This window comes from Actinoallomurus purpureus, assembly GCF_024055795.1.
In the GTDB taxonomy this organism is placed as follows: domain Bacteria; phylum Actinomycetota; class Actinomycetes; order Streptosporangiales; family Streptosporangiaceae; genus Actinoallomurus; species Actinoallomurus purpureus.
Genome location: NZ_JAMXMY010000030.1, coordinates 102,275 through 109,799, shown reverse-complemented (window position 1 = coordinate 109,799; position 7,525 = coordinate 102,275). Strand labels below are relative to the sequence as shown.

The following is a 7,525-nucleotide window of genomic DNA, read 5'->3' as shown; positions in this document are numbered from 1 at the left end:
TCCAGGGCGTGCCCTCGTACGGTCGCAGGGCCTCGATCAGCGGCCGCAGATCGAGCGGTTCGCGGGCTCGGGCGAGGGTGAGGTGCGGGTGGAAGCGTTTCTTGTCGTCGGCGTCGACGCCCTCGCGGCGCGCGGCGGCCACGCACGAGTCGGCGAGGCGGCGCAGGTCGGCCTCGATGCCGGTCCACAGCACCCGCGCGGAGGCGGGGCGGGGAAAGGCGCCCGCCTTCGTGAACGCCAGCTCCCGGCGCGGATGCCGCCCGGCCGCGCGTTCGAGCCGGGGCAGCAGGCGGGGGACGACCTGATCGTCGACCTCGCCGTAGAACGCCAGCGTCACGTGCCATGACGCGCGGCGCGTCCAGCGCAGGTCCGGATGGGCGGCGCGGTGCGGGGCGAAGACGGCGTCCACCTCGTCGAGTACGGTCTCCGGCGGCACCAGCGCGACGAAAAGCCTCACGAGGGTCAGCCTCTCATCTCACCTCACGAAGGCCGGCCTCTCACCTCGTGGCGAGCAGCTCCCGGAGCCCGCCCGCCCGTACGGCGTCGAGCACGGGACGCGGCGCCATGACGGCGACGACTCCGACGACTGCGGCGAGCGACACGATCCCGCCGATGACCATGCTCGACCGCGGCCCGAAGACCTCGGCCAGCCAGCCGATCAACGGCGAGCCGATCGGCGAGCTGCCCGCGAACACGAGCATGTACAGGCCCATCACCCGGCCGCGCATCTCCGTCGGCACGCTCAGCTGCATCACCGCGTTGGCGGCCGTGTTGAAGGTCAGCAGCGCGAGGCCCGTGGGCACCAGCAGGACCAGGAAGGACACGTAGTCCGGCATCAGGCCGGTCGCGATCTCCAGGACACCGAAGAGCGTCGCGGAGACGAACAGCAGCCGCATCCGCAGGTTCCTGCGGCGCGCGGCCAGCAGCGAACCCGACAGCGCGCCGACGGCCAGCATCGTCGAGGCCAGGCCGAACGACGAGGCTCCGCTGTGGAAGACCTGGCGGCTCATCAGCGCGGTCGTCATCTGGAAGTTCATGCCGAACGCCGCGACGAACAGCACGAGGGTGAGCACCATGACCAGGTCGCGGCGCTGCCGGACATACCGCAGCCCTTCGCGCAGTTGGCCCTTCGCTCGCGGGACGGGCTCCTTGAGGTGGAGTTCGTCCTCGCGCATCAGGTACAGACCGAGCATCACGGCGCCGAAGGACCCGGCGTTGACGAGGAAGACCGGACCGGTGCCGATGACGGCGATCAGCACGCCGGCGACCGCGGGGCCGAGGATCCGCGCCATGTTGAAGATCGCGCTGTTCAGCGCGATGGCGTTGGACAGATCGGCCCGCCCGACCATCTCCACCGCGAACGTCTGGCGGGTCGGGTTGTCCACCACTGTGGCCATGCCGAGGCCGAACGCCAGAGCGTACACCTGCCACACCTGGGCGGTGCCGGTGACCGCGAGCAGGCCGAGCACCAGCGCCAGCGCGCCCATCACCGCCTGGGTGACCATGAGCACGCGCCGCTTGCGGAACCGGTCGGCCAGCACGCCGCCGTACAGCCCGAACAGCAGCAGCGGCAGGAACTGCAGGCCGGTCGTGATGCCGAGCGCCGCGCCGCTGCCGTGCGTGAGGTCGAGGACCAGCCAGTCCTGCGCGACCCGCTGCATCCAGGTGCCAGTGTTGGAGACGACCTGCCCGGCGGCGAACAGCCGGTAGTTGCGGTTGCGCAGCGACCGGAACAGGCTCAGACCTTGCTGAGGCGCTCCAGGATCGGTGCCGCCTGGCGCAGGATCTCCCGCTCCTCGGGGGTCAGCTCCGCCAGCCGCTGGGCCAGCCACGCCTCCTTGCGGCGCCGCTCCTCCTTGAGGAGCTTCTCGCCCTCCTCCGTCACGCTCAGGATGACCTGGCGCCGGTCCGTCGGATGCGGGCTGCGCGTCAGCAGGCCCCGCTCCTCCAACGCGGCGATCACGCGGGTCATCGAGGGGGGTTGCACCTTCTCGTGCTCGGCCAGTTCCCCCGGCGTCATCACGGCGTGCCGGGAGAGCGCGCCGAGCGCGGCGAGTTGGGTGACGCTCAGCGACTGTCCCGCCTGAGCGCGCATTCGTCGTGACAGCCTGCTTACGGAGACGCGCAGGGCCGCTGCCAGGCCCGCACGGCTTCTGGTCTGCGAAGTTGGCATGTTCATTAGCATGAGTCATTACTTTTGCTAACGATACGCGGACGACTCCTATTCCGCAAGGTCGTTAGCAAGGCGTACGACTCTGACCCCCCTCCCGGAGAACGGCACCGCGTGCCACCGACCACCGAGCCCGGCCGTCGACGAACCCCTCCGGCGAGCATCTGCCCGGAAGGTAACGCACCGCAGCACCGCGCGACAGTCCGGGCACGCCGAGGACCGGCATCGTCCGGGAGCGCGGCCCCAGGACGAGGCCGTCCAGGCCGTTCGATAACGGCTCTTCGGTAGTGCGGCCCGCGTCCTCACGGCGAAGAAGCTTCCCCGCCCCGGACGGCACGCCACCCCGGGCGGTTACGCTGATTCTCATGAGGCGCGAGCGACGTCACGTCCCCGAACCCGTCAAGACCAACGACGTCCTGACCGCGGCCGTCGGCGCGGCGGCGTTCGCCGTGGCGTTCATCGTGCTCCTGCTCGTCCCGCTGCCCGCCCGCGACCACTGGTGGCGGTGGGTCTGCGTGATCGGTTTCGGCATGGGCGTCTTCGGCTGCTGGTACATCCCGCGCCTCCAGAGGGCCCGCGAAGCCGCCGCCCACCACCACGACACCGCCTGACCCTCCGGCCAGCCGTCGCTGTTGCCTTCGGGCGCGCCGATCAGGACGTGAACGGTCTGTTAGAGATGCGACCATCACACCATGGCTGAGGAGCAGGGCCGGGTCTTCCGCGAGGCGTCCGCCGGCCCCGGTTCCGGCTGGGGCGTCCGCCCGTACGGGACGAGCGCCCCGGCTGCTCGGGGGGAGGGCCGTCATGTTCTGCGCCTTCTACTGGTGCGGGAAATTTCTTGCACCAGTAGAAGGCGCAGAACGAGGCACCGCACCCTCGGGCCGTATTTGTCCGGCCCTCAGCACGGCAACGGCGGGGTTCCTCGCTAGATCATGCTGAAAGGGACCGGCCGCCCGAGAAGCAGCTTCCGCGACGTCGTGTTCTCACCCGGCCGACCTGCGGAACTCCCACGGGTCGTGGGCGCAGAAGATCTCGACCTCGTCGCCGTGCTCGTGGTGCAGGGCGCGGAGCCGATCCCGGGAGCTCAGCCGTAGCTCGGGGTCGACCTGCACACTCGCCTGAATCAGGTCGAGTTCGGAGTGGGAGACGGGAGGCTCTGCCTCGACTTCGCCGTGGTAGAAGTACGCGTCCCCGGCGTGGAGCAGCCAGCGGTCGCCGGTCCGTACAGCCACTCCGCTGTGCCCGGGAGTGTGCCCGGGGAGCGGGATCAGCAGGATGTCGGCGGTCAGCCCGTCCGGCCGGGAGACGTTCTCGATTCCGAACCAGGTGTCCCCCCGCTCGGTCCGGGCCGGGACCAGGTGAGGGCCGTGCGCCCGATGCGCCGCCATGAAGCGGGAGACGCTCTCCGTGTGATGCTCGGCCGCCGGGTCGGTGACCGCGCGGTACTCCTCCTCGTGGACGTGGATCTCGGCGTGCGGGAAGTCGGGGAGACCACCGGTGTGGTCGCGGTGCAGATGGGTGAGCACGATGTGGCGCACGTCCGCGGGGTCCAAGCCGAGCCGCGCGACCTGCCGCGCGGCGGTCTGCTCGGCGTCGAGGACCGGGGCGGCGAACGCGAGGAACTCTTCCCCGAGACTCTCGCCGGGACGGGCCACGTCTCCGCCGCCGAACCCGCTGTCGACCAGGACCAGGCCGTCCGCGTCCGTCTCGATCAGCAGGCAGTGGCACACCGCCCGCGCGGGCGGCAGCGCCTCGCCGACCGCCGCGATGGTGCGCAAGGACCCGCAGTCGAGATGATGTACGCGCATGACACTCCTCATTGTTCGCCGGGCACCGTCCGGCCGTGACGCTAGGAGGCGCGATCGTGGCGCACCAAACGGTTGGTCACCTGCAAGAGCTGCTGGACGCCTGCCCGGAGCCGGAAGAGCCGAACCCGGACTGCCCCGTCGAGGTCACCCTCGCCGCGCTGCGGGGACGCTGGACTCCACTGGTGCTTCGTCAGTTCCTGCGCGCCGAAGAGCTCGGCTACTCCGATCTCGCGACGGCGCTGGCCGGTCTGTCGGACAAGGTGCTGTCGGAGCGGCTGGTGCAGCTGACAGCGGCCGGGATCCTCGAACGCCACCGCACCCCCGCCTGGCCGCCGCGCGTGACCTACACGCTGACGGAGCGGGGCCGAGCCCTGGCACCGGTCCTGGAGGCCCTGTGGTCCTGGGGTGCCGAAGGCCGATGAGAGTGGCGCCCGGACCGAACGCTCGGATAAGGACAGTGTCCGGGGGCGATCTGCGGGTCTGATTCCCTTTTGCGACAGCGGATACCGAGCAATCTGTTCGTACGGCCGCTGCCGCACCCGGGTCGGGGCCGGTGTCAGGCCAGATCGTCCTCGGCGAGGAGGGTTGGAAGGTCCTCCGGGTGACGGAGGACCGCCTCGGTGAGCAGGCGGGCGGACCAGTGGTCGCACGCCCAGGCCAGGCCCCGGGCCAGGCCGGCGGCGCCGCTCGCGTGGACGGTGCCGTCGGCGAACCACCACGGGATCTCCTGGCCGTCCACGATCAGTCGCTCGTGGTGGACGTACGTCGGGGGTGCCTCGGGGAGCACCACGCGCGCCGTCTCGGGCACCGGGCGCTCCTCTCCCGCCGACTCGATCGCGCCGGGAACCTCCTCGCTCCCCGGAGAGAGCTCGAGCGCGTCCGCCACGTGTGGCGGGACGAACAGCAGGGGCTGGCCGCGCAGAAGCGGCAGCAGGTCGGGGCGGTCGACGACGATGGCGTCCTCGGCCGGGACGACCTCCGGCTCGCCGTCCACCAGGGCCCGTACGTGCTCCGGCGGCTCGACGTCCAGGTCGGTACGGGCCAGTGCCGCCCACAGCTCGCGCAACCGCTCCCTGGACACCGTACGGGCCGGGTCTGCGAGGCGGTCGAGCAGTTCGGCGGGGCCGCCGGCCTCGGCGAGGAGCGCCGGGGCGGTGGTGCGGACCCCGAGCGCCTCGGCGAGCACCGGGTCCAGGTCCGCCGGGGCCGGGTCGTACAGGTCGGCCAGGTCCTCGCCCAGGCACAGCTCGTCGGGCCGGCGGCCGTCCAGGACGGGGTGCCGGCGCAGCCACCAGGCGGTGTAGGAGCGGGCGGTCATCTGGCGGCCGTCCGCGAGGACGACGCGGGTCGGCTCGACGACGGCCGCGCGCGGGTCCGGCTCGGCGAGCAGGCGGAATCCCGCCCGCCAGTCGGCGACGAACTCCAGGTCGCGCACCGCGGTGAACTCCGGGATGACGTATCCGGCGCCGAACCCCTCCGCCCACGCCTCCTCGTCGTCGAGGTGGAACTCCGGCTCGATGACGTCCTCGCCCCGGACCACCGCGAACGTCCGCAGCACTCCGGCGGCCTCCAGGACCTCCGCGCCGTACCGCTCGACGAGCTCGGGGTCCGCGACGCCGAACGGCGCGTCGTCGGCCATCACGTCGGCCAGCGGCGCCCCCGGCAGCAGCAGCTCGCCGGCCGGATACGGCTCCCCGTCGTCGCCCGGCAGCGCCAGCTCGGCCAGCCACGGCTCCTCACCCGGCCGCAGATGGGCGCGGGCGACGAGCGTGAGGATGGCGTGCCCGATGGGCTCGGGGTCCTCCTCGTCGTACGACGCGGCCACCGCGGCGCGCGTGGCCGCGTCGGTGAGCACGGCGCGCGGCCCCGCCTCGACGGCCCCGAGCCGCAGCAGCAGCGGATGCGCCGCCTCCGGGTGGACGACGCGCAGGCCCAGCGCGTCCAGCCCCTCCGGCTCGGTGACGAGCAGCCCGCGCGGGCCCCGGACGGTACGGCCGTCGGCGAGGGGCACGGGCAGCCCGGCGAGGGCGTCGCGATCGGCGCCGTCCAGCGCGGCGTACAGACGTCGCCACCACGTGGGCTCCCGGTCCAGGCCCGCGAGCGCGTCGGCGACGTCGGCGAGGCTCAGGCGGCGTACGCCGAGCGCGGTCAGGGCCGGGTGGCGGGCGGGCCAGCCGGGGGGCAGCAGGCCGGGTACGACCTCCGACAGTACGTTCGGGAGGGCCGCGGGGCCGTCCACGACCACCGCGTCGCGGCCCCGGACCCGGATCGGTGCCCCTGTCGACGGCGCGAGTGCATCACCTTCGTCGAAGTGGGCGGGGCCCGGCACGGCCCGGTCCTCGGCGGCGTCCGGCTCACGGGTGTCGGGAATCGTCGGCAGGAGCGGCAGGTCGGGAAGGCGGGCGAGGATCGCGCGGCGGATCCGGGCGTCCAGCTCCCCCTTGGCGACCGGGCCGGGCACCAGGTCGAGGAGGCGCGGGGTCGGCGGCAGCAGCCGGGTGTACGCCTCGGCCGCCCGCTCGACCAGGAAGTCGGTCAGGGGGCCGGGGGCGACGTGCCGCCGGTCGGGGGCGAGCGGGAACGACGCGATCAGCAGCGCGGGCAGGCCGAGCGGCTCGTCGCTGGGCGTCGGCGCGTGGATGACGGCGGGCACGTCGTCCGGCAGCGGCTCGTCGGCGATCGCCCAGCGCACCTGCCAGTAGGGCCGCTCCTCAACCGGCCGGTCCGCCAGCAGCTCGGCCGCCACCTCTCCGTGGGCCTCGGCGGTGCGCCAGGTGGTGCCGTTCACGGTCACCGAGCTGGTCGCGGCCTCCTCCTCCGGCGCGTCCCACGTCGCACGCAGCGAACGGACGTCGCCCTCGACGTCCATCGTGATCTCGGCGAGGGCCGGCAGGGACAGCAGCAGCGCCGGACCGGTCTCCGTCAGCAGTCGCCGGACCAGCGTCTCGGCGTCCGCGTCGCGCAGCGGCAGCCGTACGAGCGTGTCGAACCCCTCCGGCACGGGCGCGGCGGCCGGCGACGCGAACGGCAGGCGCAGGACGGGCACGTGGCCGCTACGGCGGTCCAGCTCGGCCGCGAGCCCGGGAACGTGCGCCACGGCCTCGCGGGTGCGATCGGCCGACCAGGCGACCGCCGACGCCCCTGGACGGGAGACGATGGACGGCTCGTCGCTGACCGCGACCACGGCGGCGAAACCGACGCCGAACCGGCCGGCCGCGCGGGCGTCGTCGCGTTTGGCGGAGGCCCGAAGCGTGCTCAGCGCCTCGACCCCGGCGGCGTCCAGCGGCGCGCCGGCGTTCGCGGCGCTCAGGACGCCGTCTCGCAATGTGAGACGGATCCGGCCGGGCACGCCGGCGCGGGCGGCCGCGTCGGCGGCGTTCTGCGCCAACTCGACGATCACCCGGTCGCGGTAACCGCCCCGCGAGAGGTCCTCTTCGGCGTTGGCGTCCTCGCGGAACCGGGCCGGCGACGCCGTCCAAGCGGCGAGCACCCGGGCACGGATCGCCGCGGTGTCGAACGGGTCGTCCATCTCCTGCCTCTCCACGGC

Annotated in this window: 7 protein-coding genes; 2 read left to right on the top strand and 5 right to left on the bottom strand. The window is 73.1% G+C overall.

Features of this window, described 5'->3' with window-relative positions:
* The 3 genes from thpR to NE236_RS38850 all read right to left on the bottom strand — a co-directional run.
* Positions 1 to 457: RNA 2',3'-cyclic phosphodiesterase (gene thpR / locus NE236_RS38860; RefSeq protein WP_252847295.1), on the bottom strand; the 457-nt coding region annotated here is incomplete at its 3' end.
* 40 nt (positions 458 to 497) lie between these two features.
* Positions 498 to 1,736: an MFS transporter gene (locus NE236_RS38855; protein ID WP_252847300.1), complete on the bottom strand. Its 1,239-nt coding sequence runs from the start codon at positions 1,734 to 1,736 to the stop codon at positions 498 to 500.
* Between the two features lie 2 nt (positions 1,737 to 1,738).
* Positions 1,739 to 2,179: a MarR family winged helix-turn-helix transcriptional regulator gene (locus tag NE236_RS38850; RefSeq protein ID WP_252847294.1), complete on the bottom strand. Its 441-nt coding sequence runs from the start codon at positions 2,177 to 2,179 to the stop codon at positions 1,739 to 1,741.
* 356 nt (positions 2,180 to 2,535) lie between these two features.
* On the opposite strand from NE236_RS38850, the gene NE236_RS38845 reads away from it, so the two are divergent.
* The gene (locus NE236_RS38845) at positions 2,536 to 2,781 is read left to right on the top strand and encodes a DUF2530 domain-containing protein (RefSeq protein ID WP_252847293.1); all 246 of its coding nucleotides are present in this window, start codon (positions 2,536 to 2,538) and stop codon (positions 2,779 to 2,781) included.
* A gap of 372 nt (positions 2,782 to 3,153) precedes the next feature.
* Here the strand turns inward: NE236_RS38845 and NE236_RS38840 are convergent, their stop codons facing one another.
* Positions 3,154 to 3,978, bottom strand: coding sequence for an MBL fold metallo-hydrolase (locus NE236_RS38840; RefSeq protein WP_252847292.1), 825 nt, complete (start codon positions 3,976 to 3,978; stop codon positions 3,154 to 3,156).
* A 56-nt stretch (positions 3,979 to 4,034) separates the two neighbouring features.
* Here NE236_RS38840 and NE236_RS38835 point away from each other — a divergent pair, with 56 nt between their 5' ends.
* Positions 4,035 to 4,400, top strand: coding sequence for a winged helix-turn-helix transcriptional regulator (locus tag NE236_RS38835; protein WP_252847291.1), 366 nt, complete (start codon positions 4,035 to 4,037; stop codon positions 4,398 to 4,400).
* Between the two features lie 134 nt (positions 4,401 to 4,534).
* Here the strand turns inward: NE236_RS38835 and NE236_RS38830 are convergent, their stop codons facing one another.
* Complete coding sequence (locus tag NE236_RS38830) at positions 4,535 to 7,507, bottom strand: sacsin N-terminal ATP-binding-like domain-containing protein (RefSeq protein ID WP_252847299.1); 2,973 nt, start codon at positions 7,505 to 7,507, stop codon at positions 4,535 to 4,537.
* Positions 7,508 to 7,525 lie beyond the last annotated feature (18 nt).

Bases quoted from the DNA above. Each gene is read 5' to 3' on its own strand.
- NE236_RS38850 (WP_252847294.1), bottom strand. From the start codon at position 2,179: ATGAACATGCCAACTTCGCAGACCAGAAGCCGTGCGGGCCTGGCAGCG.
- NE236_RS38845 (WP_252847293.1), top strand. From the start codon at position 2,536: ATGAGGCGCGAGCGACGTCACGTCCCCGAACCCGTCAAGACCAACGAC.
- NE236_RS38840 (WP_252847292.1), bottom strand. From the start codon at position 3,978: ATGCGCGTACATCATCTCGACTGCGGGTCCTTGCGCACCATCGCGGCG.
- NE236_RS38830 (WP_252847299.1), bottom strand. From the start codon at position 7,507: ATGGACGACCCGTTCGACACCGCGGCGATCCGTGCCCGGGTGCTCGCC.